The following is a 25500-nucleotide window of genomic DNA, read 5'->3' on the forward strand; positions in this document are numbered from 1 at the left end:
AGAGGCTTGGGGCTGTCAAACAGCCTGAGTGAAAGTACTGACAATGACGACACATACTGACTCCATCACGCTGAAAATCTGGGACAAGGCAGCGATCGACCACACGATCGACGCCGCCATCCGGGACCTCACACCCCGCGCCACTGCAGAAAACTGCGGTATCGCCGTGACGCTCAGCGGACCGAAAACCTTCACCGTCAGCCTGAGCCGCTAAAGCAGCCCAAGCAGACAAAAGCGGACGACGCCGGTACTTGCCGGCGTCGTCCGCTGCCTTTTAAGCGCTGGCTGGCACGAGGTCGCGGGAACCGTGCCAGAACCCCCGCAAGTTTCCGGCATGTCGCGCACCTTTCCCGCGAACCTGCGGACCCACATGTGCATTTCCTATGCATTGAACGAGTGCATAACTGCAAATTTGCAGAAAAACTTGAGTGTTTCTTGATCCTTTGACGGGTCGTTTCTTGTGTTGGCCTTGGAAATCTATGGGTGTCAGTACGCAGGGACCCACGGAAAGGACCGCCATGAACGCTCAAGCACTGCAGCCAGCAGCACCGGACACAAATGCACAACAGTCTCGCGGAGCCCACAGGTCCCCCGGCGGAGTGGTTACTGTGCTGGTTCCTGCACACAACGAATCCGCAGGCATTACCGAAACCCTGGTCTCCCTCAGCAACCAGACCCGGCGACCGGACCGCGTGATCGTCGTGGCCGACAACTGCACCGACGACACTGAGGAACTCGCGCTTGCCCAGGGCGTGGAGGTCCTCCGTACGGTCGGCAACAAGGACAAGAAGGCCGGCGCCCTGAACTTCGCACTCAGCACCCTGCTTCCGGATGCCGATCCCGAGGACCTGGTACTGGTGCAGGATGCCGATTCGCAACTCGCCTTGGACTTCATTGAGAATGCCACGGCAAACCTTCTCAAGGACGATCTGCTCGGCGCTGTTGGCGGCGTTTTCAGCGGCGGACCAGGCGGCGGCTTCGTTGGACACCTCCAGCGCAACGAATACGCCCGCTACGCCCGCGATGTGAAGCGGCTCCACGGCAGGTGCCTGGTAGTCACGGGAACTGCGGCTTTGTTCCGTGTGAAGACGCTGCGCGACGTGGTTTCCGCCCGGCTCGAAGGAACCCTCCCTCCGGGTAACGGCAAAGGCGGCGTTTACGACACCTCCGTACTCACCGAGGACAACGAGCTTTCCTTCGCGTTGTTGACCCTCGGCTACCGCATCGCTTCGCCGTCCAATTGCACCCTGGTCACCGAGGTCATGCCCACCTGGCGCGAATTGTGGGCCCAGCGCCTCCGGTGGAAGCGTGGCGCCGTCGAGAACTGCGTCCAGTACGGATGGACCAAGGTGACCCGCGCCTACTGGGGCCGGCAGTTCCTGTCCATGATCGGCGTCGTGGTCACTATCGCCTACTTCGGCTCGATCATCTTTGCCCTGTCCTCCGGAATGGGCCTGAACCTGCAGCCCTTCTGGATTGCCGTCACCGGCATCTTCGTTTTGGAACGCATCATCACGGTGCGTTTCAGGGGCTGGAGGTACATGCTTCTGGCCGCCACCATGTACGAAACCGTCATCGACGTCTTCCTCCAGGCCGTGCACGCCAAGGCCTACCTGGATGCCGCATTCAACCGCAAGAAAGTTTGGTAGTTCCCCATGTACAACAACCCAGCAGGACCCGCAGCCGGAGCTTTCGTAGGAGCCACCGGTTCCGGATCGCTCGCCATGACCGGCGCCGGCGACCTGTTCTGGTTCGCCCTTGCAGCCTTCGCAATGCTCGCCCTGGGCCTGGCCATCAAGCGGATCGTTCCGGTCCGGGCAGAGAAGAAGGCCTAACCCTTAAAGCCCAACAAGCCCGCAGTTGTGTCCGATGCCCCCCAGCGCGACACAACTGCGGGCTTGTTGTCTGTCAGCTCACCGCCGCAGTATTCGCCGAGTACTTGGCCACACTCGTGTAGCCCGCCTTCGTGCCGGTAACCCTCACCATCATCGTGTCGGCCTGGTCGGCCGCCACCAGCGTGTACGTCTTGGCCGTCGCGCCCGTAATTGCGACGCCGGACCGGTACCACTGGTAGGTGAGCGTGGTTCCCGTAGTCCAGGTGCCCGGGTTGGCTGTCAATGTGGATCCCACTGTCAACGTTCCGGAGATCGTGGGCGTGGGAGCCACCAGCGTCCCGGCCGCCACGGCAGCGGTCTGGGCGGACTCCTTGGTTGTGGTGGCGTAGCCGGTTTTGGTACCCGTTACACGCACGGTCAACCTGGTGCCTTGGTCAGCGGCTGCGGGTACATAGCTGGATGCCGCTGCCCCGGAGATTGCTGCGCCATTGCGGTACCACTGGTAGGCCAGGCTCGTTCCCGCCGTCCAGGTGCCCGGGTTGGCCGTCAGTGTGTTGCCAACAGCTGCCGTGCCCGTGACGGTGGGATTGGGCGCCGTCAGCGGGATGCCGGGAACGAATGAGAAATCGCGGATGGTGACCGATTCGGGAGCCACATGTGCGGCGTCTCCGCCGCCACCGCCGGTTACCCACAGGTTGAAATGGATCTGTTCCTTGGCCGGAACAGGGACAGTGGATCCCTGCAGGACCGTGCGCTTCAGCAGAGTTCCGCTTGCATCCGCCCCCGCGAAGGTTTCAAACGTAATCTTGCCCGGCTCCCAGACCATGCGATGGGTCAGGATGGGCGCATTCGTCACCGGGAACGTGACGGTGTTGTTGCCTTGGCCTGGAGGCTTGGTGGCGTCGAACCAGTAACCGTGGCCTTGGGTAATGGGCCAGTTCTCGCCGTAGGCCGCACCACCACCCCATGCCGAGGCTTCGCACAGGTCAATCTCGGTGTAACCCGGAACTGCATTGGGGTCATAGGTAAACAGGCAACCCCAGACGACTTCCTTTTGGAGCGAACTCACGTCCTTCTCCACCGTGGTGCTGTACGTCCCGTAGCCGAACCCCTCGCGGGTGGACTGGAACTCTGCCCCCACCGGAGCGTTGCCCGTGGGGTTGCTGATGGAGAGCTTTACAAAACCATTGGCATCGGGATTGCTGACGTTGTTCGGGTCCCATGTCCCGTTGTACATGGGAGCCCCGCCCCAGAAGCGCTTCTGCCAATTGAAGCCCTCCCATGCGAAGCTGCCCACAGGTCCGGGATCCTCGGCAACCACTGCCGTCTTCTTTGCCGCCTGTGCCGGTCCGATACCCGCCAACATGGACAGGCCCGCCGCCACGATGACGGCCAATCCCATTGCTCTACGTCCCCCGGATGGAAGGAGCCTTACTGACTTCGCCATAGTTGTAGCCTCCGAATGATGCGCCCAGAAAAGCCTCCGACAATCACCGGAGGCCGCAATGACGTTCCCCCCACAAGTAACGTCATGTCCGATGATTATCAGGGAGACTGTGCCCTGCGGGAAGACGAACGGCCAACCATTTCTGCGTTACGCCATCAAATGGATGAGGACTCCCTTGCCTGGAGTAACCTTGGGTTTGTCTGTCCACACCTGCTCCGGGAGTTCATATCAGCATTCGAAGCGCGGGAATCTTGCTCTACAGGCACTCTGATTCGGGCGTGCTGGAGCTCTGGATCGCCCACATGGGTGGCCCGTTTTGGGCACGCAAGGATCAGCACGCCTGGTCAATTCCGAAAGGCGAATTCCCTGACGACGAAGATCCGCTGGTGGCGGCGAACCGCGAGTTCACGGAAGAGATAGGGACACCGCCGCCGCCTGCCGACTATCACTTGCTCGGCGTCTTCAAGCAGCCCTCAGGCAAACTCATCACAGCCTATGCCGCGGAGGCTGCGTCCTTCCAGCCGGCCGAGGTTGTCAGCAACACCTTTGCCATGGAATGGCCCAAGGGATCCGGCGTTATTAAGGAGTTCCCCGAAATCGACGATGCCCGGTGGATCGATGAAGCCACGGCGAGGACCAAGCTGGTGAAGGGCCAACTGCAGATTGTTGATGCGCTGGTGGAGTACTTGTCGGTACGTTCAGCGACGTAGGGCTGCCGAGATCTGCGGCAAACCGTCTGACTCCAGCCGCTTGAGCACATCATTGACATCCAGCGGAGGGTTACGCAATGCCTCTGACATGCCGCGCACTGCAATATGCAGTTCGACGGCGTCCAAATAGAACTGATCCATCAGGAAATCGTCCGGATGCTTTGCTTCCATGCCCCAAGGCTCAAGGAGCTCTGCGGGAAAATGCTTCAGGTTCCTTGTCACAATGACCTGCGCTTGTGCTTTTAAGGCCGCCGCCATGACGTGGATGTCTCCGGCGTCCGGCGACTCAGCAAAGACCTGCTCCAGCGGTTCGTATTTGGTCACGAGGCAGTCCGGAACCGCGTTACACATCAGTTTCCGGGTGCGATCCAGTTTGGAAACGTCAAGATACGGCCGGTTTGCCTTAAGATTTCCGAAAGTCTCATCCAGAATGGCATCCGTCCAACGCGCATGAATCAGTCCGCTCTGGGCTACACGCACCAGAAGATCACGGAGTGTGCTCGGATACAGGACATTGGCATCATAGATGACCGTGAAGACCACCTAGATAAGCCCCATTTCCTGACCGAGGGCAGACAGCTCGTCTGCCGCGTCCTTTTGCACTAACGCAGTGCGACGCCTGTAGTCGTAGAGCGACTCGGCCATGACACGGCGATGCGTACCTACTTTACGGAAATCAATCTGGCCGGACTCAAGGAGACCAACCAAGTAGGGACGCGAGACGTTGAGCAGGTCGGCGGCCTGCTGGGTTGTCAGTTCGGCATTCATCGGGATGACTGTCACCCCTTGCCCTGCAGCCATCTTTCCCAGGATCCGAACCATCAGTTCAGCCGCAGGTCCAGGCAATTCGAGATGACCCCCGTCAGCCACCGTCATCACGACCGGCTGCCGAGGATCTGTATGTGCTTCCACGGCCCGCCGAAGTACCTTCAAGGCATCACGGGCCATCTCGGCATCACTTCCATGGGGATAAGCCGGGGTGGCTGGCTCGGCTGTCATTGAGGCTCCCTTCATACCTTGTTGCTACCATTCCAGCCTAGCTCATAAACGAAATAAACGAAATAAACGCTCGCGGCTACACGTTCTTCCTCGCGATGAACCCGCGGATCCAGTCGACCGTCTCAGGGTGATCCAGGTGAAGGCCGTGACCCGCGCCGGGAACCCGCACCAACACCGATCCGGGGACGTGCCGGCGGAGTGAAGCACCGTTGGCCAAGGGCGTCAGCTGGTCCTCGGTGCCGTGCAGGATCAGCGTCGGGGCTTTGATGGAGCCCAGATCTGCCCAGGCGTCGTGCTCGCGACTGGCTTTGAAGTGCCGGGATTTCGCCCACGCCGAGGCCTTGGAGTTGAAGAATGTGTGCACAGCCTCCGGGTGGTCCGCGGCCCACGCCGCATCAAAGAACAAGGGCGCCAGCCTCGCCAGGTCACCGCTGAGCAACCCTTCCATAGCTTCAGGGGAAGCCCGCAAGGCTGGATCCTCCGAGCGACCGCCACTCGTAGCTGCCAGTACCAGCGTGCGCACGCGGGTCGGGTAGTCGATGGCCAACCACTGCCCGATCCGGCCACCCATGGAATGGCCGTACACGTGTGCCGAAGCAACCCCGGCCGCATCCAACACCGCAACAGCATCGGCGGCGAGCGAACGTGTGGTGTAGCGCCCGGCCTCCCCACGGCCACTGCGCCCAATCCCGCGGTGATCGAAACGGATGACGCGGAAAAAGCGCGAGAGGAGTTCCGCCGTCGGCCCCCAACCGTCCAGGGCTGTGGCCTGGCCGGCGATCAACAGCATTGGCTCGCCTTCGCCTGACGAAGTCCAGGCGAGTTCCGTACCGTCGGCGGCCGCAGCAAAGTTCACCGGGCCCACTTTATCTTTGCTGGGGACGGGTCCATGAACTCCATGCGCACCTTTGCCCGGACGGCTAGCGTTAAGGGATGAGCGCTGAGTACAGGTACGACGTCGAAGTGCTGCACCTTTTGGTCTCGCCTGCACACGCCTACTTTGGCAGGGCGCGGGATGGTGCCGCCGACGTTCCGACTCTTGACGCCGCAGCCGCGGAACTCGTAGCAGGGAAGGGCATCGTGGGCGACCGCTTCTTCGGCAAGGCTGCCCACATGGACGCCGCGGTGACGGTGTTCGCCGTCGAAGCGCTGGAGGCAATCGCGGCAGAACTCGACGCGGGGCCCTTCGATCCGCTGCTGACGCGCCGGAATGTGGTGATCCGGGGCGCCGAACTGGCCCCTCTGCTGGGTCAGGAGTTCACCCTTGAGTCCGGCAACGATTCCGTGCGCTTGAGGGCCGGACGTCCCGCCCATCCCTGCGCTTGGATGGACCAGATGCTCGCCCCCGGAGCCCACAAGGCCATGCGTGGCCGTGGCGGCGTGCGGTGCCAGGTGATCTCGGGCGGCCAGCTGCACCGAGGGCCCGCCGTACTGGTCAGCCCCGTGCCCCTGGATCCCTCACGTGCCGGGGAGGCCACCGTGTTGCGGCCCTCGAGGCTGCCGTAGCCCAGCCGACTCCTTTGCGCCCGACCCGCCAGAGCCGTAGCGCCACGACCTTCTTTAAGGTCGGAAGGGCCCGAAATCAACCCAAGCAGGTTGGATTAAACCGTTCCGGGGCTCAAAAAAGGGTCGTGAAGGTACAGCGGCCCTGGCGAAAACGGTCCGGGCGACCAAGCCCGGCCAGGACAAACACTCACACCTCCGCAGCCGGCGCCGCGAACTGGGCCTCGTACAGCCGCGAGTACGCCCCGCCCGCCGAAAGCAGCTCAGCGTGGGTCCCCTGCTCCACGATCTTCCCTGCCTCCATGACCAGGATGAGGTCGGCATCGCGGATGGTGGAGAGACGGTGGGCGATCACAAAGCTGGTCCTGTCCGAGCGGAGGGCATTCATGGCTTTTTGGACCAACACCTCTGTACGGGTATCCACGGAGCTCGTTGCCTCATCAAGGATCAGCACGGACGGTTGGGACAGGAACGCCCGGGCTATGGTGAGCAATTGCTTCTCCCCGGCCGAGACGTTGTTGCCTTCGTCGTCCAGGAGCGTGTCGTAGCCCTCGGGAAGCGAACGCACAAAACGGTCAACATAGGTGGCTTGGGCGGCCTCCATGATCTCGGCATCAGCAGCGAGGGGCCGCCCATAGGCGATGTTGTCCCTGATGGTGCCGCCGAAAAGCCACGTATCCTGCAAGACCATGCCCATCCGCGAGCGCAGTTCCTGTCGGGACATGGTGGAGATATCAACGCCGTCCAAGGTGATCCGGCCGCCGTCGAGCTCGTAGAAGCGCATCATGAGGTTCACCAGAGTGGTCTTGCCGGCGCCTGTCGGTCCCACAATGGCGATGCTTTGGCCGGGCTCCGCCACGAGGTCCAGGTTCTGGATGAGGGGCTTGTCCGGCGAGTAGCTGAACGAGACGTTCTCGAACACAAGCCGACCCCGACCCGGACCCGATGGAGAGCCAACAGGTTCCGGAGACTCCTCTTCTTCGTCCAGCAGGTCAAACACCCGCTCGGCGGAGGCCACTCCGGATTGCAGCATGTTGGCCATGGATCCGAGCTGTGCCAAGGGCATGGTGAATTGACGGGAGTATTGGATGAATGCCTGGACATCACCGAGCTGCATGGCTCCGGACGCTACCTGCAGGCCGCCCACCACGGCGATGCCTACGTAAACGAGGTTTCCGATGAACGTCATGGCGGGCATGATGAGCCCGCTGACAAACTGGGCCCCGAAGCTGGCCTGGTACAGCTCGGCGTTCTTGGCGCGGAACTTCGCCTGCACCTCGTCCTGGCGCCCGAAGACCTTCACCAAGGCGTGTCCGGTATACGTTTCTTCGATCTGCCCGTTGAGTTCTCCGGTGTTCTTCCACTGCGCCACGAAGAGCTTCTGGGAGCGCTTGGCGATCAGCATGGTGATGCCGAGGGTCAGCGGAATGGTGATCAAGGCGATCAGAGCCAGAAGCGGCGAGAGGATGAACATCATCACCAGCACGCCTAGCACCGTCAACAGGGAGGACACCACCTGGCTGATGGATTGCTGGAGGCTCTGGGAGATGTTGTCGACGTCGTTGGTCACCCTGCTGAGGAGCTCACCGCGTTGGATGGAGTCGAAGTACCGCAGCGGCAGCCGGTGGATTTTGGCTTCGATCCGCTCGCGGAGCCTGTAGACGGTCCGCTGGACGACGCCGTTGAGGACGTACGCCTGCATCCAGCCGAACGCTGCGGCCAGGACATAGAGGGCCAGCGCCCACAGCAGCACGGAGGACAGCGCCGCGAAGTCGATTCCGACGCCGGGCGTCAGGCTCATGGCGTTCAGCATGTCGGCCTTGCCGTTCTCACCGGACGCGCGGAGACCGGCAACCACCTGCTCCTTGGTAACGCCTGCGGGCAGCTGTTTGGAAACGACGCCGGCAAAGATCAGGTTGGTGCCTTCGCCCAGAAGCCGTGGCCCGATGACGTTCAGGACCACGCTGAACACGGCAAAGACGATGACGACTGTCAGCCAGAATCTTTCCGGCCGCAGGGTTCCCAAGAGCCGCCGCGCCGAGGCGCCGAAGTTGGACGCTTTCTCGGCCGGGACGTTCATGCCCGCGAAGGGTCCTCCGCGGCCGGGCCCCATGGCCGGGCGTTGGGGTCCACGGGCTCCCGTCGCCGTGGCGGTGCTCATGCTGCCTCCTCCGCTGCGAGTTGGGAGGACACGATCTCCCGGTAGGTTTCAGAACTCTCCAGCAACTCGTCGTGGGTTCCCTGACCGACGATCCTGCCGTCGTCGAGCACCAATATCTGGTCCGCGTCCGCAATGCTCGAAACGCGCTGGGCGATGATCACCAGCGTGGCACCGTTGGTGTGGTGCCTGAGTGCTTGGCGGAGTCGGGCATCCGTAGCGGTGTCCAGGGAAGAGAAGGAATCGTCGAAGATGTAGAGCTCAGGCCGTTTCACCAAGGCCCGCGCAATCGCGAGCCGTTGCCGCTGGCCGCCGGAGACGTTGGTGCCGCCTTGGGAAATGGGAGCGTCCAGGCCCCCTTCCATCTGCTCAACGAAATCACGGGCCTGGGCTACTGAGAGCGCCTGCCAGAGTTCGTCGTCGGTGGCGTCGGGCTTGCCGTACAGCAAATTGCTGCGGACCGTACCCGAAAACAGGTATGGCTTCTGCGGTACCAGGCCGATGTGACCCCAGAGCAGGTCCGGGTGGAGTTCGCGGATGTCCACGCCGTCCATGCGCACGGCACCGGACGTCGCATCGAAGAGCCGCGGCATCAGGTTCACCAGCGTGGTCTTCCCGGAGCCCGTGCTGCCGATGATCGCCGTTGTTTGGCCCGCCCTTGCGGTGAAGGACACCCCGCTGAGTACCGGTTGTTCGGCACCCGGGTAGGCGAATCCGACGTCGTGCATCTCAAGCTGGCCGCTGCGGCGGCCGGTGAGGGAAACAGGGTTCGACGGCGGCCTGACGCTTGAGTCGGTGTCCAGGACCTCGCCGATGCGGTCGGCAGAGACGGAGGCACGCGGGATCATGACGGCCATGAACGTTGCCATCATGACGGACATGAGGATCTGCATCAGGTAGCTCAGGAACGCGATCAGGGTGCCCACCTGCATGGAACCGTCTTCGATCCTGAAGGAACCAAACCAGATAACGGCAACACTGGAAACGTTCATGACCAGCATGACCACGGGGAACATGAGGCTCATCAAACGGCCGGCGCGCAGCGCAACATCAGTGACGTCGTCGTTAGCTTTGCCGAACCGGGCCGATTCCATGTCCTCCCGCACGAACGCCCGCACCACACGGATACCCGTGAGCTGCTCCCGGAGCACCCGGTTCACGGCGTCGATGCGCACCTGCATCTTCCGGAACAGCGGCACCATCCTGCTGACGATCAAGCCCACGCAAACCAGGAGCACCGGCACGCAAACGGCAATCAGCCACGACAACTGGGCATCCTGCCGGACGGCCATGATCACGCCACCGATACTGAGCATGGGTGCCGAGACCATGAGCGTGCAGGACATCAACACCAACTGCTGGACCTGCTGCACATCGTTGGTGGAGCGCGTGATCAAGGAGGGAGCACCGAAACGCGTGACTTCCTGTTCGGAAAATTCGCCTACCCGGCTGAAAATCGCATCCCGGACATCGCGCCCCAGGCTCATGGCGGCCTTCGAGCCGAAGTACACGGCAACCACGGCGCAGGCGATCTGCAGCAAGGTGATGAGCAGCATGAGCCCGCCCATGCGCAGGATGTAGCCGGTGTCACCGGTGGCTACGCCGTTATCGATGATGTCGGCATTGAGCGTGGGAAGGTACAGTGACGCGATGGATTGCGCCAGTTGAAAAACGACGACGGCCACCAGCAACCGCTGATGCGGCCGCAGGAAACGAACCAGGACTTTCCAGAGCATTCTCGACTCCCAACCACATGCCGGCACCGGACTGGTGTGGGCCGAAGCCAGTTTACGTCTGGTTGCTGCGGGCAACCAGCGTGTTTTCAGTAGGCTGGAACTGCTCCACCCAGAACCGCTACGAAGGGACCGAAGTTTTGGCTTACATCACCGTCGGAAACGAAAACAGCACTGAGATTGAGCTCTACTACGAGGACCATGGGTCGGGTCAGCCTGTGGTGCTGATCCATGGTTATCCGCTGGACGGATCATCGTGGGAGAAACAGGCCGCAGCCTTGTTGGATGCCGGCTACCGCGTGATCACGTACGACCGCCGCGGCTTCGGCAAGTCCAGCAAGCCAACCGTGGGCTACGACTACGACACGTTCGCCGCGGACCTCAAGATCATCCTCGAAACCCTGGACCTGAACGACGTCGTGCTGGTGGGCTTCTCCATGGGAACCGGCGAAGTTGCGCGGTACATCAGCACCTACGGCTCGGCCCGGGTGGCCAAGGCCGTGTTCCTCGGCTCGCTGGAACCGTTCCTGCTGAAGACCGATGACAACCCGGACGGTGTTCCGCAGGACGTCTTCGACGGACTGGCGCAGGCTGTGAAGGGCGATCGCTACGCCTTCTTCACGGAGTTCTTCAAGAACTTCTACAACAGCGATGCGTTCCTTGGTACCGAGCGACTCAGCCAGGAATCCGTGGATGCCAGTTGGAACCTGGCCTCGCAGTCCGGGGCCTTCGCCTCCGTCGCAGCGCAACCCACTTGGTTGACGGACTTCCGTGCTGACATTCCCAAAATCGATGTACCTGCGCTCATCGTTCACGGCACGGCGGATAATATCCTGCCGATTGACGCCACAGGCCGCCGTTTCGCGAAAGCACTGCCCAGCGCCGAATACCAGGAGATCGAGGGCGCACCCCACGGCCTGCTGTGGACGCACGGCGCCGAAATCAACGAGGCACTTTTGGACTTCCTGCAGAAGTAGTTCTATTTCTTCAGGCGGAGCTTCCTGGCCTTCTTCCCGCTCCGGAGGTACTCCAGCTGGGCGGAATCGGCTGCGGCCCGTTCCGCCGCGTGCAGCACCCCATAGGTGAAGGCGCCGTTGCCTGCCCCTTCCGCTGAACCAAGTTTGAGCAGCTCGGTGCGGGCAACGGCGCTGTCCTGGTGCTTGCCGAGGACAGACTGCACATTGTGGGCGGCGTCCGCGATTTTCGCTGCGCCCTTGCCGTGAACACTTTCCACGGCCGCAGCTGCAAACCGCAGTTTCTTGGCCGCTTTGCGTACCTCATGGAACGCTTTGTCCCGGGAGGGCCCGACGGCGGCAGCCACCGCCGCGTCGTGGCGTTTAGCCAAGCGCTTGGCCGCTTTGTTGACGAGCTTCCGGGTGGTCTTCCGTGCGCCGGGCATGGCCTCAGCAGCCACGGGAGGTGCTTCGAGGAAGGCTTCGAGCTGGTCGAGGAGCCGGAAGTAGCGGGGGCTGTCCAGCCGGGAGTGGATAGCGGCCAACGAGGTGTCCTTTCGGACTTTCATGCGCTCATCCAGCTCACTCTGCAGGGGTCCGAGGACGAGTTTTCCGGGGAGCTCATCCAAGGATTTCCTGAGCCGTTCGTGCAGGACTTCTGCGTCCCGGTAGCGGCCAAGGGTTTTGGCCAGCGACTTCAAGCCAGCTTCCAACTCCTCCACCGGGTAGGCCTTGAAAAGCTTTCGGCAGCTGTGAAGCACGGACCGGATCCTCCGGGTGACGGCCCGCATTTGGTGCACGGAGTCATCACGGTTCATCCGGACGTGGGCATCATGAAGGAGAAGCCGGGCAACCTGCTGGTCCAGGTAATTGAGAACCGGGACCACGGCCGGCCCTTTGCGCTGGGGTATCTCCCTGCCACTCCCTTTTGCACGCGGCCAGGAGTCTCCGAAAGCCGTGGCGAGTTTGGAGCTCCGTTCGCTTGGCTTGGCACCGGTCTTCGCCAGTACCGTGGCGGCAGCATCCAGGAAGGCCTCGCCGGCGGCCTCGTCCCCGCTGCCGTTGAGCTCGACTTCCCATTCGCGCCAACTCTGCCCTGCGCTGTCCCCGACGGAAACCCTGCCTCCCACGGAAACCCGGGCACGTACATGGTCGTCCACGAACTCCGCGACGCGTTGGTCATCTTCCTGATACAGGGGGTAGCTGATGCGTTCGGTATCCAAGGTTGCCACGGGAGCGAGCTTGTGACCCCTCGTGTAAGCCTGGACGCGGACCAGCAGTTCTTCGGGAACGTGGTCGGGTTGTCCCAGGGGCGCGTGGATCTCGGCCCGTTTGCCGGGGCTCTGCGGGATCTTGAGGTGCCAGCCGGCGTCTGCCCCTCCGGTCCGGCGCCGCAAGGTGATCCTGTGCGCCGCAAGTGCAAGGTCCGGGGTGTCGAAGTACACGGCTTCCAGGGCATGCGTGACAGGATCGCCTACCCGGCTGACGCCGTCGATCTTTCCAAGTTCCGGAAGCGGTGTTGACCCGTCGACGTCGAACTTCTGCTCCACTTCCACAGCGGACTGTGCCATTTCCCTGTTCCTCCTTGCTGGAGCGTTTACGGCCGACAGCAGTGAAGGCCGGCCCGTTCGCCGGCCGGCCTTCACACAAGCTGCGGTCAGACCAATGGTCCTCCTGCTTCGTCTACATCGCCACCGGATACGGTGCCACGCCAGGCTCCGGTTTCGTGGCCCTGGGCCTCGATGAACTTCTTGAACTTGTCCAGGTCCGCACCGACGCGGAGGCTGTCAGCTCCGACGGCGGATCCCGCCTTTTCCGCGAGGCCTTCCGGCTCCCACACGATTTCGACGTTGACCCTGGTGCGGCTGGCATCCAGTGGTTCGAACGTCACCGAACCGCCGTTCCGGGGGCCGTCGACGCTGGCCCAGCTGACCAATGAGTCGGGCACTTGCTCGATGATCTGGGCGTTGTACTCGCGCTTTACTCCGCCAATGTTCGTGGAGAAGTGCAGGGCGGTGTCATCGATCTGCTGGACTGATTCCACACCGTTCATGAACTCCGGGAAGCTCTCGAACTGGGTCCACTGGTTGTAGGCGACGGAAACAGGGACGTCTACATCTACTGACTTGTTGACGGTAGCCATAGGATGTTCTCCCTCTCTGTCCTGGGGTGTTACGGCTTCAAGGGTCTTGCGGGCTTAGCCTGCGTTGAAGTCCTCTTGGTCGTCGTCGTTCGGAGTCTCTTCCTGGGGGAGGTCGGTGCCGCTGCCGTCCGGGAGGGAATCCGCGTCCGGTTCGAGGTTCTGCTCCTCAAGGGACTGCTCGTCGATGCCGCCAAAGCGGCCCGCGCCCGGTTCGCCCGCGCTGTCCGAATCTTCGGGATCCAGGTGGCTCAGGTTCGGCGCTCCGGTGCTTGCACCGTCTTCGCTCAGGCCCTCGCTGATGTCTTCTTCCACACGTGGCTGCGCCTGCCCTCCGCCGGCTTCCTGCTCCGCGGTGGGGGTGCCGTAGCCGCCCACTTCCTCTTCCGGTGTGGCGTTCTGGCTGTCCATGAGACCTGTCCTTTCCCTGGCGGTTGAACGTGTTACTGGAACACTTCGAACCTATAAGGCTACTTAGTGAATGTCCATGCTTAGAAGGTAATAGTCAGTAAACTTAGCAAATTTCATCGTCGCGGACTATTGTGTGAGCCCGGACGAATACGGAGTGAAGCCTTCGCGCAGGTTCACCGATTCCGGCCCCATCATGGCAATGTCCTCCCACAGCACGAGGAACGACCCCCGGTGCCGCCACCGAAGCAACTGCGCAACCGGCCACGGCTGCGTGAGGTTCTGTCGCTCGAAGCCAAGGAAGGACGCCGCAGTCCGGGGACTCACAATGATTCCCACGAGCCGGGCCTTGCTCATCAGCTGTCCCGGCGCAGCATCCACCGCGAACCGGACATCCGAGACCTCCCCCACCCGAAGGCCTTCGCTGTCCAGCACATCGGTCCCGAGCACGTCATTCAGGATCATGGCGGCCTCCCGGAATTCTTCGGATCACGTGGTCACGCAGCCAGCGCTCCACCCACGAGGCATCCAGCGAGTCGGAACGGACCCCCACGGTCAGCACCGTCCCCACCCCGGAAACGACGTCCCACGGGATCCGTATAAGCCTGCTCGACGGCGGCCGGCCACCGAAAATGCGCGTCCCCAGGACCGGCCCGGTCAGCAGTGCGGAAATGTGTGGCGGATCCGCACCCTCCGGTATCGCTTGGTCAGGTTCGGGCCCGCTCAACTCGATGTCATCAACCGTGGTGACCGGAACGCCGTCGACGTCCAATATTTGGCGGTCAAGCAGGTGAAGCTGCGCGTCGAGCACCAACCCCGCCGGCCGCGGCAGGGTTTTGAGATGGCTGGTATCGATCTTTCGTTGCTGTGCCATTACGCTCCGGCTCCCGTGACGATCATGAGCGGGATTGCCGCAATCGAGGCAACCAGGATGATCACCAGATAGACCATTCCTGCGATGTTCACCGCCCGCTTGTTGACGTGTTTGCCCATGTATTGGGGGTCATTGGCAACGATCAGGATGGGCAGATAGGTGAAGGGCAGGGCTATCGCGGAGAAAACCACAGAGTACTCAGTCACCAGGATCGGATCCACGCCCGTTGCCAGCACAGCCACCCCGGCCAGCAGGACCACGATCATGGAGACGTGGAACCGGGAGGCCTGCGTGGGCTTCCGGAACTTGCCCCACGGCCAGCCGAAATACTGGGCCAAGGTGTAGCCGCTGGACAACGTTGTCTCCAGGGCCGCCCCGAAAGTCGCAGCCACAATGCCGACAATCAGGATCGCCAGAGCCAACTGGCCTCCTGCTTGGGCCACAGGCATGGCCACCTGCGAAAGTGTCGTTACTTTGATGCCTGCAGGCAGAAGCACGACGGCGGCGCAAGCAGCGATGGCCAGGGACAGGAACCCGCCGAGCGGGAAACCCAGCAGGACATTGAGGCGTGACTGCGCCAAATCCTTGACCTTCCACTTCTCCTCCACAGCCCCTGATGAGAAGAAGAAGACCTCATACGGCGTCATGGCGGCACCAAAGAGAGCGATGGCGTAATACCAATACGTTGCGCCGTTCTCTCCCTGTGAAACGGAAGGCATGAGTGCCTGCGTTGCCAACGAACCCCAGTCCGGCTTGAGCAGGAACAAGGCCACGCCAAACACCACCAGGGTGAGGCCCATGAGGCCCGTGACGTTCTCCATGATCTTGAACTTGACCCGCCAAATCACCAGCCACACCGCAAGCAGGGCCACTGGAACCCATAGCAAGTAGGCCACGCCGCTGGCCAACTGCAGCGCCAGGGCAACGCCGCCGATCTCCGCAGTTACTGTCATGAGGTTGATGAGGAAGGATGCGGCAAGGTTCGCCAGGCCTGCCTTGGCACCCATGCGTTCCCTGATGACTTCGAAAGTGGCGCGTCCCGAGACGGCGGCCACACGCCCGGACATGTTGGCGAAGAGGCAAATACCTACCACGCCCACCAGCACGACCCACGCCAAGGAGAGTCCGAACCGCGAACCAACCACGGCATTCGTGACCAGATCCCCGATGTCAACGAAGCCCCCGATCGCCGTCAGGATGCCAAGCGCAACACCGAGGAGCCGCTTCACTGTATGCCGGCCTTGGTCATCAGAGCATCAAGCTGGTTTGATGCGTTGTGCAGTTCGTCAAGCACGGGGGCCAGGTTGGAGGACTCTGATTGCCCAGCCTCCGGCCCGCCCTGCGGCGCAGCCAAAGCGTCGCGGGCGTGGACCATGGCTCGGGAAACAGTGGTGAAGGTGGCCAGCACATCGTCCCGCAGTTTTTGTTCGTCCTGGGTGGGCGCACCAATGGATTTCACATCCTTGGCTGCGGAATCCAACTGCTTCAGCATGTCGTCCGCGGCCGTGGAGCCGGCCGCCGCCGTCGTATGTTCCTTCATCCTCATGTCAACGGCCAAGGCGGTGGTCCGCACCGCTGAGGCCGCGTCTTTAAGAGGCCCTTCAAAAGCCTGGCCGGAGGCATCTTGGGAGCATGCCGAAAGTGCTCCAACGAGCGTCGCCAGAGCCAAAAGCATTACTGCCAGATGCCTCCGAAAGCTGCTCACGATGGTCGCGGAACCTCGCATCCACCCTGGGGATTGAGTCCTGTGTAATTCAAAGGTCCGGCAACGATATTCAGGGCAATCGTGGCGAACTGGGAGCACTGGGCGGGAGGGGCACTGTAATAGCCTCGCTGCCCCGCGGCTATTGCTCCAATGACGAGCCAGACAACAACGATCAGGCCCAAAATTGAACCGATACGCATTTTCTTCCTCAATCGAATGGAAATAGCAGCACCGCCGGATTGGGGCGCGGCCGCGGGCGCTGAATTCTGCCCGCGGCCGTAAAGCCCGATCAATCCGTCGGATTTGTTTCCGTAGTCAGACCGCGGTTGTCCGCGGCTTGTTCATCTTTTTCTTCCGCCGGTCCCGGTGGATTTGCCGATTTGTTCTCACCGGCGTCAGCGGCGTCGCCGGGTTCTCCCCCGGCGTCGTCACCTGCCAGCGACTGCGCACTGGGCGCAGTGGCACCAAGATCCCGCGGGATCGGATGCCCCGGCGTTGTCACACCGTCATGGACCTGGCCTAATCCCCCAGATTCCACTGGGTCGGACGTCATACGCGCGACCGCCCCCGCCCAAGAACCCATCCAATGAGGGCCAGCACGAGCAGGATAATTCCTACCCACAGCAGGAAACTAAGGGCTTGGTTGAATCCACCAACCAGCAGCAGGACGATCGCAATGACGCCGGCAATGATCAATAGTGTGTTCATGTAGCTACGCATCCCTTCAAACAAATCTGTCCAGTTAGGAAGGCGTCCGCTGGGACTCCATTTGGAGTTCCACCCCATAGCAACGGGCACCGTACGGAGAAATTTCTCTCTCCTTATTCCGTACTTACCCATAAGAGCTGCACTTCAAACAAGGCAACCAGTACAGGAAGCACGTTCACAGCATCATGATAAGCACGCTTTCAGTTTTGGCGAAGTAGGCTGCGTGGAAACTTAGTACTCGTTTTTTCCGAACAAGAGAGGGCCTTACCCGACTCTGAGATACTGGGGACTAACTACGCTGTCCAGCCACCGGCAGCTTCAAAGACGTCCCCATGTACAGGCGGTCCAGTTGTCAGAACTACCCCAAGGCAAGCCCCGGTGGTGGCGCGTCTTCCACGAGAAATTCGTGGTGGAGGAACGGTACATGGAGCCCAAGGCCCGCACCGCCCTCTATCGCACGGCAACTGTGTTGGCGGCCGTCGGCCTCGCTGTATTCATTGCAGCCCTCATTGGCGTTACCAACAACGACGGACTGGCGGCGGCCGATAAGTCGGAGGAACAGTGGCTCCTGACCGTGCGATCCGAACCACTGACCACGATAATGATTATTCTGGCCGTGGTCTTCGGCCCCGTAGCCCTTCCCGTCATCATCCTTGCCGTCACCGTTGCCTGGAGCATTTTTGCCAAGCACGCCTGGCGGCCCTTGCTCCTTGCAGCCGCCATGCTCACCGGGGTGATCCTGGCTCAAGTCATCAGCCGAATCGTGGGCAGGCAACGGCCACCGCTGGACTTAATGTTGTTCGGGCCTGATGGCAGTGCCTCGTTTCCTTCCGGGCATGTCCTCGGAGCCTCGGACTTCCTGCTGGTCACCACCTTCCTGATCTTCTCGCGATACCGGAATCCGAAGGCTGCCGTGACCAGTTTCATCGTGGCGGTGGCAGGAATCTTCCTGATCGTGGCATGCCGGCTTTACCTGGGCTATCACTGGGTCAGCGACACCATTGCCTCGGTATCCCTCTCTTTGGTGATCCTTGGTGCCGTCATCGCCGTGGACACCTGGCGAACGGCCCGCATCCCGGGCGAAGCGGTTACAGGGGTTCTCTCAGGGGAGCCGCAGGGGAAGTAGGGGAACTTCCGGGGCCATCGATAGGCATAATGTTGAAAGGCTCGACGCACCGAACTGAAGAGGACGCTGGCTGCGCAGTTCAGGGAACCAGAGGATGAGTGGGTCAAGTTCCTCACTGCCCGCGTCTACTCCGGGCCCTACACCCAAAGAGTCCGCGAACAGTTCACAGCTTTGGTGTCCAAAGCATCGAAACAATACCTCAACGACCAGGTAAACGAACGCCTGAAGAAAGCACTAGGCGCCCAGGCCTTTGCACCCGCAGATGAACAAGTATCGGCCGCAGCCGTCTCCAGCCAGCCGGTGGCCGAGGCAGACCTTGTGGAGGCTGACGGCATCGAAACGACCTTGGAGGAGATTGAGGGTTATCAAATTGTCCGGGCTATCGTCTGTAGCGAAGTGAAGCCTACCCGTGTGGTGCAGCGGGACGCGAAGTCCTATTTCGCGATCCTGCTGGATGACAATAACCGCAAGCCGATTGCACGCCTGCACTTCAACAGAACACAGAAGTACCTTGGACTATTCGACGGAAACAAGGAAGAAACGCGCGTTCCGATCAATTCACTGGAGGAGATCTACGAACACACGGAGGCACTTCGTGCCAGCGTGAAAAGCTATCTGTAAAACACCACCCCGGCGAGTGAACTAACGTCGGTCGGCCTCGACCGATCGGCGTTCACTCCAGCGGCGGTTGTCCGACTTTCCTGAACCCGGGTACTTTCTGAGGGTTTTCCGCGAGAATCCGCAGATTCATGATGGCGCGCTCACGTTCCTGGCTGTCAAGGAGCATCCAGGACGGGTGACTCTGTTCCTTCAAAGTGTTGTAAAGAGGGATGATCCTCGACCGATCGCTTCCCTTCATGGCCGCCTGCATTGCCATAGGCTGCAGGACGCATGCGGCAAGTACAGCAGCATCGTCCAGATGGCGCCGGGAATCCCGACTGTCCTCACGGTAGGCAGCGCCTTTTAAAACGAGTGCGCCAAGCAAATTCGGGATGCTGATGAGCGTGGGGCCGCTTTCGTCGGCAACGCTGCAGTACATCGTCCTCTGGAGCGCTTGCGTACCGGCAGGGAGGGCAAATATGGGGCTGCCACCCAGGCGCTGGTGTACGCCAGGGGCAAGGCGGTCCGCCACCATGACATCGATCTGCTCGGTACCCCTCATAAAACGATGCGCCGGCGCAGAAGAATCGATGGAGGCCCGGAGGGAGTAACCCAACCGGTTCAGGACGCTCTGTACGTAAGGAACCGTAGTCGCCGGAACCTCAAGGTGCAGGACAATGTCAACGTCTACGGTTGGCCGCGTGACGGTTAGCCCAGCCATAGCCGAGTGCAGCTGAACCATGAGTCCGCCTACCAGAGTCCAGTGGTTCGAAGGGAGCGCTCTGGCAAGTTCGAGGCATTGTGGCCAAGGATGTCCCAAGCCCCTCCCCCGAAGGGGCAGGGGCGGATTTCACGGCCGTCCGCGTGACGTTGTTCAGCCATGATCAGCCCATTCCCCGAGCAGTCGCTGCAGCGCAGACCGGCCGGCCGCTTGCTCCCTGGCCGTGAGGGATTCCGCGAGGTCAAGGGCGATGGCTGCTGCAGGAACTCCCTTGCCCATCGCATCCTCGAACTCGACTTCCCGAAGAGTAACGTTGCCACCGGACGACCCTGCCAAGTGAAACGCCACCGCGATCTGGTCCGCCACCCCCGAGGGAACGTAGCCGTCAACAAAACCTGAACCCTCAGCGAGCCCAAACGATGCAGCAACCTTGCGGTCACGCATCGCGCTGGCACCCGCCGGGATGACATGGCCTCGAATCTCTTCAACAGCCTCCGGCGTTGCCCGGAACGTTCGGACGACAGCTCGGTTTCGGGCTGCCGTCATCAAGTCGTCCACGGAACGGGTTCCAAGGGAGACGCGGAGGCGGTAGCGTTCGGAAGCCTCCAGCCAAGGCGCCTCCTCGCCGCTAAGCATTGCCAGCGCAGCCCAAGCCACTCGGGAACTCCAAGCCCTGCCGGTCCGGCGCGGCCTGTGGAGCGCCTTGTTTAATGAGTCGCTACTAATTAGTAAGAGGCTTCCGGCCCTCTCGCTTTCCAGCTGCCCCTGATGAACCATGTTGCGGACCTGACGCGGCGTCACACCCAATCGTTCGGCAGCCTGCGCGGAGGTGAGATAGGTCAAGGACATAGACGATATGCTACCGGGGAAGGAAGTGTTTTGTATATACGGAACACTTCCCGGGAAGGAACTGATCTATCATCCGGGTGCACGCTAGTGCCAGGCGAGCACCCCGCGTGCTAGCATTCCGGGAGATCGTGACAATCCTCAGGAGGTGAGACCCATGTACGCAGTATCAGTAATGGGCGCTCCACGGGAGTCCACGATTTTGCGGCTGAAGTAGTCGCCATCGGAGCGCCAAAATCGCACATCGCGGAAGGCGACTCCTAATGAACACAACACTTTTCCACAACAAACGCGCCCTGGTCCTTGGCGGCGGCGGTTCCACCGGCAATGCCTGGCTCATCGGCGTCGTTGCCGGGCTCTTCGAAGCGGGCGTTGACGTCACAACGGCGGATCTGATCATCGGCACCTCGGCAGGCTCTACGGCTGCAGCCCAGATCACCGGCGCATCCCTGGCAGAGCTCTATGAGGCCACGTTGACTGCCCCGGAGCAGGCGGGCCAGAACAGGCCGGTCCAAAGCAGGGCGGACCAAGCCAGGGCGGGCCAAGGCCGCCCAGGCAGTTCCGGGGCCGGGGGCGTGTCCACCCACATGGAACGGACAGCGAGAATCATCGCTGACTCCACCGACGCCGCGGACATGCGCCGCAAGATGGGCGCGTCGGCACTGCAACTGCAGGCAGAGCTCGACCAGTCCACGCAGGAGCGGTGGCGGGCGACGGTTGCCTCGCGGCTGCCGAGGCCGGAGTGGCCAGCGCAAAGCATCATCATCACCGCCGTCAATGCCCGGACCGGAGAACCGGTGGACTTCAACCGGGAGAGCGGCGTGACGTTGGCCGATGCCGTGGCCGCCAGTTGTTCCAGTGGCTTCGCGTATACGATCGGCAGCCATGCTTATGTCGACGGCGGCTACCGCACGAATGCCGAGAACGCCGACCTCGCTGCCGGGTACGGAAGGGTCTTGGTCTTGTCACCTTTCGGTGGGAGAACCCGGACTCCTGCGGCGTGGGGATTGGATCTGGACACACAGGTCCGGGACCTTCGGGACGGTGGGAGCCGGGTGGAAACGATTTTCCCGGACAGCGCTTCAGAGCACATGTTCGGTACCAACGCCATGAATTTCTCCCTTCGACCCGCTGCGGCCAGGGCGGGCCACCAACTGGGAAGAAGCCTCGGAGAGAAGCTCGGCGATATGTGGAATGGCCAAGCGGGATAACCCAGTCGCGCCAGCAGAGTCAACCGTTGTACCTCCAGGAGCCCCGGAGTAGGGTGGCCGGACCGCCTGCCCTCAACATCGTCTGGGAAATATCTGGGAGACACCATGACAAATGTGAGACGTCGATTTGCTGCGGTTACTGCAGCGTTGGCCCTTAGCGTCACGAGCGGAGCGGTGGCCGGTCCGGCTTTCGCCGAGCCGCGGCAAACCGAGAAGAATCCGACGGCCACCGGCTACGGCGGTGCCGTGAGCACAGTTGACCCGGAGGCTTCCGCAGCAGCCATCGAAGTACTCAGGAAGGGCGGCAACGCGGCCGATGCAGCGGTCGCGGCTGCCGCCACCCTGGGTGTTACCGAGCCTTACAGCGCGGGCATCGGTGGCGGCGGGTACTTCGTTTTCTACGATGCCAAGACGGGCAAGGTCGGGACCATCGATGGTCGTGAGACGGCCCCCGCAGCAATGCCCAACGATGCGTTCATCGATCCGAAAACCAAGGAGCCCTACCGCTTTACCCCTGAACTGGTAACCAGCGGCGTCTCCGTCGGCGTTCCGGGCACCCCGGCCACCTGGCAGCGGGCCTTGGAACGCTGGGGAACCATGGACCTTGGCGAAGCACTGAAGCCTGCCATCCAGGTAGCCAACCGTGGCTTCGTGGTGGACAAGACGTTCAACCAGCAGACCAAGGACAACCTTGAGCGGTTCAAGGCCTTCACTTCCACGCAGAAGCTGTTCCTCCCGGGCGGTGAGGCTCCCGCCGTCGGAAGTGTCTTCAAGAACCCCGAGCTCGCGGCAACCTACCGGCTGCTTGCCAAGGAAGGCACATCCGGGTTCTACGGTGGCCCGCTTGCTCAAGAGATCGCAGCCACCGTGCAGGCGCCACCAAAAGTCGAAAAGGCGGCTTTGCCTGTTCCGCCCGGCTTCATGACCACCCAGGACCTGGCGAACTACAAGGCACTGGACCGGGACCCCACGCACATGACATACCGCGGCTACGACGTCTACGGCATGGCTCCCTCAAGCAGCGGCGGGACCACGGTGGGTGAAGCCCTGAATATCCTGGCTCCGTTCGACCTTCACGGCATGAAGCCCACCGATGCGTTGCACCATTACTTCGAGGCGAGCGCCCTCGCCTTCGCGGACCGCGGCGAGTATGTCGGGGATCCCGCGTTCGTCAACGTACCTGCCAAGGCGCTGCTGGACCCTGTGTTCGGCAAGGAACGCTCATGCCTGATCGGCCCGACGGCGGCCACCAAGCCTGTGAAGCCCGGTGACGTCACCGATTACGACGGCGCGTGCCCGGCCTCGACGGCGCCCCTCGCCGACGAGAAGGACACCGAGAACATCTCCACAACGAACCTGACGGTCGCCGACAAGTGGGGCAACGTGGTGGAATACACCCTCACCATCGAGCAGACAGGCGGCTCCGGAATGGTGGTCCCGGGCCGCGGCTTCCTGCTCAACAACGAACTCACGGACTTCAGCACCGTGTACAAAGAGGACGACCCCAACCGCATCCAACCCGGGAAGCGGCCGCGTTCCTCCATGTCGCCCACCATCATTTTGGACGAGGGCAAGCCGTTCCTGGCTCTCGGTTCGCCAGGTGGCTCCACCATCATCACCACGGTGCTGCAGACCATCGTGAACCGTGTTGACCTCGGCATGAACATCTCGGATGCCCTCGCTGCGCCCAGGGCAGCCCAGCGGAATACTGCCAACGTGACTGCAGAGCCGGCCTTCATTGACGCCTACGGTCCTGGGTTGACGGCGCTCGGACACACCCTGGTCAAGTCCGGCGATGCCTTTACCTCAGCCGCTGAAATTGGTGCTGCGACGGCCATCGAGTTCGGGAAGGACGGAAAACTGACCGCCGTCGCCGAGCCGGAAAGACGTGGCGGCGGCTCAGCCATGGTGGTTTCAGGGGACCGCCGGGACAACGGTAAGGGCCCCAAACCGAAGTAGGATCTGCAGGGCGGACCTATTCCCGGTCCGCCCTGATCTCCACCAGGGAACGCCAAAACGCGGTACACGCCCCCAGGACGCAGACCACTCCAGTGACGATCGACCACGCTGATTCTGCACCGCTTGAGATGAAGGCGTACAGGGCATAAGAGCCCAGGATCAGGGCGAGCAACAGCCAAGTCAGGGATTTTTGGTTCACGATTGCTTCCTTCCTATAGGTGGTTATGTGCGGCCGGTCCAGCCCGGCCAAAGCGGTGAGTTCGTCATGGTGTTCCATAGCCACTCCCCCAAGCTCACGCGTTCAATGCTGCTGACTTCGGCTCGGCCGTAGGCCGGGAGCGGCCCACCGGACCGGAGCTCGGCGTCGTAAGCAACTACGGGCAGCTTCAGGCCTGGCAGGGTGGCGGGAACCAGCGTCTCCATAGGCGCGGTGGAGTCCGACGGCGGGAGGGAACCCACGGTGGCAAGGCCCAGTTCGTTGTGGAACAGCAGGCCTTGGGACTGCAGGGAGACATGGTCACCGTCTGCGAACACCGGCGCCGCGGAGTCGGCAGGGACAACGAGGCTCACGTGGCCGTCGATGAACCGGTACCCGGCCACGGTGGTGGGCGCCGCCGGCACCACCGCGAGGACGCCGGCGATGATCGTTGCGCCCATGGCCCCGGCCAGCACCCGTCGCCCGAAGGGACTCCCCTTCGCAGCGGCGTTACGGAAAAACCGGAACACGTTCCGCACGGCGAGCACGATGAGCAAAAGAAGGACCAAAGCGACAAACACGTGCCCTGCCAAGCCCAATTGCAAGAAAAGGGGAAGAAGCCGCTGGAAGCCTACGACCATGAATACTAGCCCCGCCGCGAAGCTGGCCACGCCAAACCAACGGAGCGCACCTTGCTTCCGCAGTGCCACCTTTGTTCCCAGCGCATACCGGCCCACCCATTCGGCAGCGGCGGCCATCGACTTGCGGCGCAAATGTGGTGTGTCCAGTGCTGACATCAACGCCACGTAGCCGTCCAGCTTGATGAAGGGAAAAAGGTTGAGGATCGCCACCGTGTAACAAAGCACCCCGTACAGCAGGACCCCGTCTTTGAAGGTGGACCCGTTGATGAGGGGGTGGGCGCAGAGTGCAATGCTGCCCAGGCCGAGGTGCACCAGCGGTCCGGCCAAAGCGACCAGGACCCGCTGCTTCCTTGAGGCGAGGCGCCAACCGTCCGTGACGTCGCAGAAAAAAGCCGGAGACAAGTAGAACAGCATGATTCCGATACGCCGGGGCTTGCCACCGAAATAAGTGAGCGCCAGGCCGTGCCCGAGTTCGTGAAGCAGCGTGGAACCAAACATGGCAGCTGCAACGCCAAAGTAGGCCTCGATGGGAAGAGGTGTGGAGAGTACACGAACGACCTCCGGCCCGGCCGTGGCCAGTCCGATGATGGCACCCAGAAGCAAGAAGCCTGCTACGGCCAGGAACTCGCGCCGTGCCACGGCCGCGGCCAGTGGCGTCAAAGCCTGGAGGAAGCCGGTGGGGTTGAACAACGTCACTTGGATTGTAAGGGGAGCCCGGAACTGGACCCGGCGGACCGCGGCGGGGCGTCTGCCGGCGTCGAAAATCCCTGTGTGGACCAACTGTTCTGCGACCCCTGTGACGTCCTCCGTTGTCCACGGGGAGCCGAGCTGCGCTGCCACCTGATCGGGGGCCTTCTCGCCGTCCAACGTCTGAAGCACCGCAGCCACATCGCAGGAAACACGGGCTTTGGGCACACCGTTCAGTGCCACGATCCAAGGACCGCCTTCCTGCATGGGACGATCAACCGAGGCAGCAGCCGCCAGTCGCAGGGGCCACTCGGGAGCGGCTACGCGGCGCTTGTCCATG

Annotated in this window: 28 protein-coding genes and 2 pseudogenes; 10 read left to right on the forward strand and 20 right to left on the reverse strand. The window is 62.1% G+C overall.

Annotation, left to right across the window (positions count from 1 at the left end):
• Positions 1–43 precede the first annotated feature (43 nt).
• The 3 genes from ACIPY2_RS18395 to ACIPY2_RS18405 all read left to right on the forward strand — a co-directional run bounded on the left by ACIPY2_RS18395 (position 44) and on the right by ACIPY2_RS18405 (position 1835).
• On the forward strand, positions 44–214 hold the full coding sequence (locus tag ACIPY2_RS18395; RefSeq protein WP_347108458.1) for a hypothetical protein: 171 nt from the start codon (positions 44–46) through the stop codon (positions 212–214).
• Between the two features lie 304 nt (positions 215–518).
• Positions 519–1649: a glycosyltransferase gene (locus tag ACIPY2_RS18400; protein ID WP_400267841.1), complete on the forward strand. Its 1131-nt coding sequence runs from the start codon at positions 519–521 to the stop codon at positions 1647–1649.
• Positions 1650–1655: 6 nt separating this feature from the next.
• Positions 1656–1835, forward strand: a complete 180-nt coding sequence (locus ACIPY2_RS18405) for a hypothetical protein (RefSeq protein ID WP_400267842.1) — start codon at positions 1656–1658, stop codon at positions 1833–1835.
• Between the two features lie 73 nt (positions 1836–1908).
• On the opposite strand, the gene ACIPY2_RS18410 is transcribed toward ACIPY2_RS18405, so the two are convergent.
• Positions 1909–3237: a hypothetical protein gene (locus ACIPY2_RS18410; protein ID WP_400267843.1), complete on the reverse strand. Its 1329-nt coding sequence runs from the start codon at positions 3235–3237 to the stop codon at positions 1909–1911.
• A 272-nt stretch (positions 3238–3509) separates the two neighbouring features.
• Between ACIPY2_RS18410 and ACIPY2_RS18415 the strand changes: the two genes are divergently transcribed.
• Complete coding sequence (locus tag ACIPY2_RS18415) at positions 3510–3992, forward strand: NUDIX domain-containing protein (RefSeq protein ID WP_400267959.1); 483 nt, start codon at positions 3510–3512, stop codon at positions 3990–3992.
• On the opposite strand, the gene ACIPY2_RS18420 is transcribed toward ACIPY2_RS18415, so the two are convergent.
• The 3 genes from ACIPY2_RS18420 to ACIPY2_RS18430 all read right to left on the reverse strand — a co-directional run bounded on the left by ACIPY2_RS18420 (position 3981) and on the right by ACIPY2_RS18430 (position 5847).
• Complete coding sequence (locus ACIPY2_RS18420; protein WP_400267844.1) at positions 3981–4535, reverse strand: PIN domain-containing protein; 555 nt, start codon at positions 4533–4535, stop codon at positions 3981–3983. The genes ACIPY2_RS18415 and ACIPY2_RS18420 overlap by 12 nt on opposite strands.
• Entirely contained in the window at positions 4536–4991 is a 456-nt protein-coding gene (locus ACIPY2_RS18425; protein WP_400267845.1) for an excisionase family DNA-binding protein, read from the reverse strand.
• Positions 4992–5067: 76 nt separating this feature from the next.
• Positions 5068–5847, reverse strand: coding sequence for an alpha/beta fold hydrolase (locus tag ACIPY2_RS18430; protein ID WP_400267846.1), 780 nt, complete (start codon positions 5845–5847; stop codon positions 5068–5070).
• A 77-nt stretch (positions 5848–5924) separates the two neighbouring features.
• On the opposite strand from ACIPY2_RS18430, the gene ACIPY2_RS18435 reads away from it, so the two are divergent.
• Complete coding sequence (locus ACIPY2_RS18435) at positions 5925–6497, forward strand: MOSC domain-containing protein (RefSeq protein ID WP_400267847.1); 573 nt, start codon at positions 5925–5927, stop codon at positions 6495–6497.
• Positions 6498–6684: 187 nt separating this feature from the next.
• On the opposite strand, the gene ACIPY2_RS18440 is transcribed toward ACIPY2_RS18435, so the two are convergent.
• Both ACIPY2_RS18440 and ACIPY2_RS18445 read right to left on the reverse strand, forming a co-directional pair.
• Complete coding sequence (locus tag ACIPY2_RS18440; RefSeq protein ID WP_400267848.1) at positions 6685–8655, reverse strand: ABC transporter ATP-binding protein; 1971 nt, start codon at positions 8653–8655, stop codon at positions 6685–6687.
• Positions 8652–10388: an ABC transporter ATP-binding protein gene (locus tag ACIPY2_RS18445; RefSeq protein WP_400267849.1), complete on the reverse strand. Its 1737-nt coding sequence runs from the start codon at positions 10386–10388 to the stop codon at positions 8652–8654. The genes ACIPY2_RS18440 and ACIPY2_RS18445 overlap by 4 nt, the downstream gene beginning before the upstream one ends.
• A gap of 137 nt (positions 10389–10525) precedes the next feature.
• On the opposite strand from ACIPY2_RS18445, the gene ACIPY2_RS18450 reads away from it, so the two are divergent.
• Entirely contained in the window at positions 10526–11362 is an 837-nt protein-coding gene (locus ACIPY2_RS18450; RefSeq protein WP_400267960.1) for an alpha/beta fold hydrolase, read from the forward strand.
• Between the two features lie 2 nt (positions 11363–11364).
• Here the strand turns inward: ACIPY2_RS18450 and ACIPY2_RS18455 are convergent, their stop codons facing one another.
• The 9 genes from ACIPY2_RS18455 to ACIPY2_RS18495 form a co-directional block, all read right to left on the reverse strand.
• Positions 11365–12909: a CHAD domain-containing protein gene (locus ACIPY2_RS18455; RefSeq protein WP_400267850.1), complete on the reverse strand. Its 1545-nt coding sequence runs from the start codon at positions 12907–12909 to the stop codon at positions 11365–11367.
• Between the two features lie 86 nt (positions 12910–12995).
• Positions 12996–13481, reverse strand: coding sequence for an SRPBCC family protein (locus ACIPY2_RS18460; RefSeq protein WP_400267851.1), 486 nt, complete (start codon positions 13479–13481; stop codon positions 12996–12998).
• 54 nt (positions 13482–13535) lie between these two features.
• The gene (locus tag ACIPY2_RS18465) at positions 13536–13889 is read right to left on the reverse strand and encodes a hypothetical protein (protein ID WP_400267852.1); all 354 of its coding nucleotides are present in this window, start codon (positions 13887–13889) and stop codon (positions 13536–13538) included.
• Positions 13890–14015: 126 nt separating this feature from the next.
• The gene (locus ACIPY2_RS18470) at positions 14016–14351 is read right to left on the reverse strand and encodes a PRC-barrel domain-containing protein (RefSeq protein WP_400267853.1); all 336 of its coding nucleotides are present in this window, start codon (positions 14349–14351) and stop codon (positions 14016–14018) included.
• A complete protein-coding gene (locus tag ACIPY2_RS18475; RefSeq protein WP_400267854.1) occupies positions 14338–14760 on the reverse strand; it encodes a hypothetical protein in 423 nt (140 codons plus the stop codon). The genes ACIPY2_RS18470 and ACIPY2_RS18475 overlap by 14 nt, the downstream gene beginning before the upstream one ends.
• The gene (locus ACIPY2_RS18480; RefSeq protein ID WP_400267855.1) at positions 14760–15989 is read right to left on the reverse strand and encodes an Nramp family divalent metal transporter; all 1230 of its coding nucleotides are present in this window, start codon (positions 15987–15989) and stop codon (positions 14760–14762) included. The genes ACIPY2_RS18475 and ACIPY2_RS18480 overlap by 1 nt, the downstream gene beginning before the upstream one ends.
• Positions 15986–16306, reverse strand: a complete 321-nt coding sequence (locus tag ACIPY2_RS18485; protein WP_400267856.1) for a hypothetical protein — start codon at positions 16304–16306, stop codon at positions 15986–15988. Before ACIPY2_RS18485 ends, ACIPY2_RS18480 begins: the two co-directional genes overlap by 4 nt.
• A gap of 155 nt (positions 16307–16461) precedes the next feature.
• On the reverse strand, positions 16462–16665 hold the full coding sequence (locus ACIPY2_RS18490) for a hypothetical protein (RefSeq protein ID WP_347108473.1): 204 nt from the start codon (positions 16663–16665) through the stop codon (positions 16462–16464).
• A 349-nt stretch (positions 16666–17014) separates the two neighbouring features.
• Entirely contained in the window at positions 17015–17173 is a 159-nt protein-coding gene (locus ACIPY2_RS18495; RefSeq protein ID WP_347108474.1) for a hypothetical protein, read from the reverse strand.
• 349 nt (positions 17174–17522) lie between these two features.
• Here ACIPY2_RS18495 and ACIPY2_RS18500 point away from each other — a divergent pair, with 349 nt between their 5' ends.
• Together ACIPY2_RS18500 and ACIPY2_RS18505 are read left to right on the forward strand one after the other, a co-directional pair.
• The gene (locus tag ACIPY2_RS18500; RefSeq protein WP_400267857.1) at positions 17523–18299 is read left to right on the forward strand and encodes a phosphatase PAP2 family protein; all 777 of its coding nucleotides are present in this window, start codon (positions 17523–17525) and stop codon (positions 18297–18299) included.
• A gap of 51 nt (positions 18300–18350) precedes the next feature.
• Positions 18351–18920, forward strand: a pseudogene (locus tag ACIPY2_RS18505) (restriction endonuclease); the annotation flags it as partial.
• Between the two features lie 52 nt (positions 18921–18972).
• Here the strand turns inward: ACIPY2_RS18505 and ACIPY2_RS18510 are convergent.
• From ACIPY2_RS18510 to ACIPY2_RS18520, 3 genes and pseudogenes are all read right to left on the reverse strand, one after another.
• A complete protein-coding gene (locus tag ACIPY2_RS18510; RefSeq protein WP_400267858.1) occupies positions 18973–19641 on the reverse strand; it encodes a hypothetical protein in 669 nt (222 codons plus the stop codon).
• Between the two features lie 132 nt (positions 19642–19773).
• A complete protein-coding gene (locus ACIPY2_RS18515; protein ID WP_400267963.1) occupies positions 19774–20277 on the reverse strand; it encodes a hypothetical protein in 504 nt (167 codons plus the stop codon).
• A gap of 48 nt (positions 20278–20325) precedes the next feature.
• Positions 20326–20469 (reverse strand): annotated as a pseudogene (locus tag ACIPY2_RS18520) (helix-turn-helix domain-containing protein); the annotation flags it as partial.
• A gap of 260 nt (positions 20470–20729) precedes the next feature.
• Between ACIPY2_RS18520 and ACIPY2_RS18525 the strand changes: the two are divergent.
• Positions 20730–21677, forward strand: coding sequence for a patatin-like phospholipase family protein (locus ACIPY2_RS18525; RefSeq protein ID WP_400267859.1), 948 nt, complete (start codon positions 20730–20732; stop codon positions 21675–21677).
• A gap of 105 nt (positions 21678–21782) precedes the next feature.
• On the forward strand, positions 21783–23636 hold the full coding sequence (gene ggt / locus ACIPY2_RS18530) for a gamma-glutamyltransferase (protein WP_400267860.1): 1854 nt from the start codon (positions 21783–21785) through the stop codon (positions 23634–23636).
• A 16-nt stretch (positions 23637–23652) separates the two neighbouring features.
• Here the strand turns inward: ggt and ACIPY2_RS18535 are convergent, their stop codons facing one another.
• Together ACIPY2_RS18535 and mpaP are read right to left on the reverse strand one after the other, a co-directional pair.
• The gene (locus tag ACIPY2_RS18535; RefSeq protein ID WP_400267861.1) at positions 23653–23835 is read right to left on the reverse strand and encodes a hypothetical protein; all 183 of its coding nucleotides are present in this window, start codon (positions 23833–23835) and stop codon (positions 23653–23655) included.
• A 23-nt stretch (positions 23836–23858) separates the two neighbouring features.
• Complete coding sequence (gene mpaP / locus ACIPY2_RS18540; RefSeq protein ID WP_400267862.1) at positions 23859–25499, reverse strand: daptide biosynthesis intramembrane metalloprotease; 1641 nt, start codon at positions 25497–25499, stop codon at positions 23859–23861.
• Position 25500 lies beyond the last annotated feature (1 nt).

The sequence above is a fragment of the Paenarthrobacter sp. NPDC089675 genome, assembly GCF_044749185.1.
Lineage (GTDB): Bacteria > Actinomycetota > Actinomycetes > Actinomycetales > Micrococcaceae > Arthrobacter.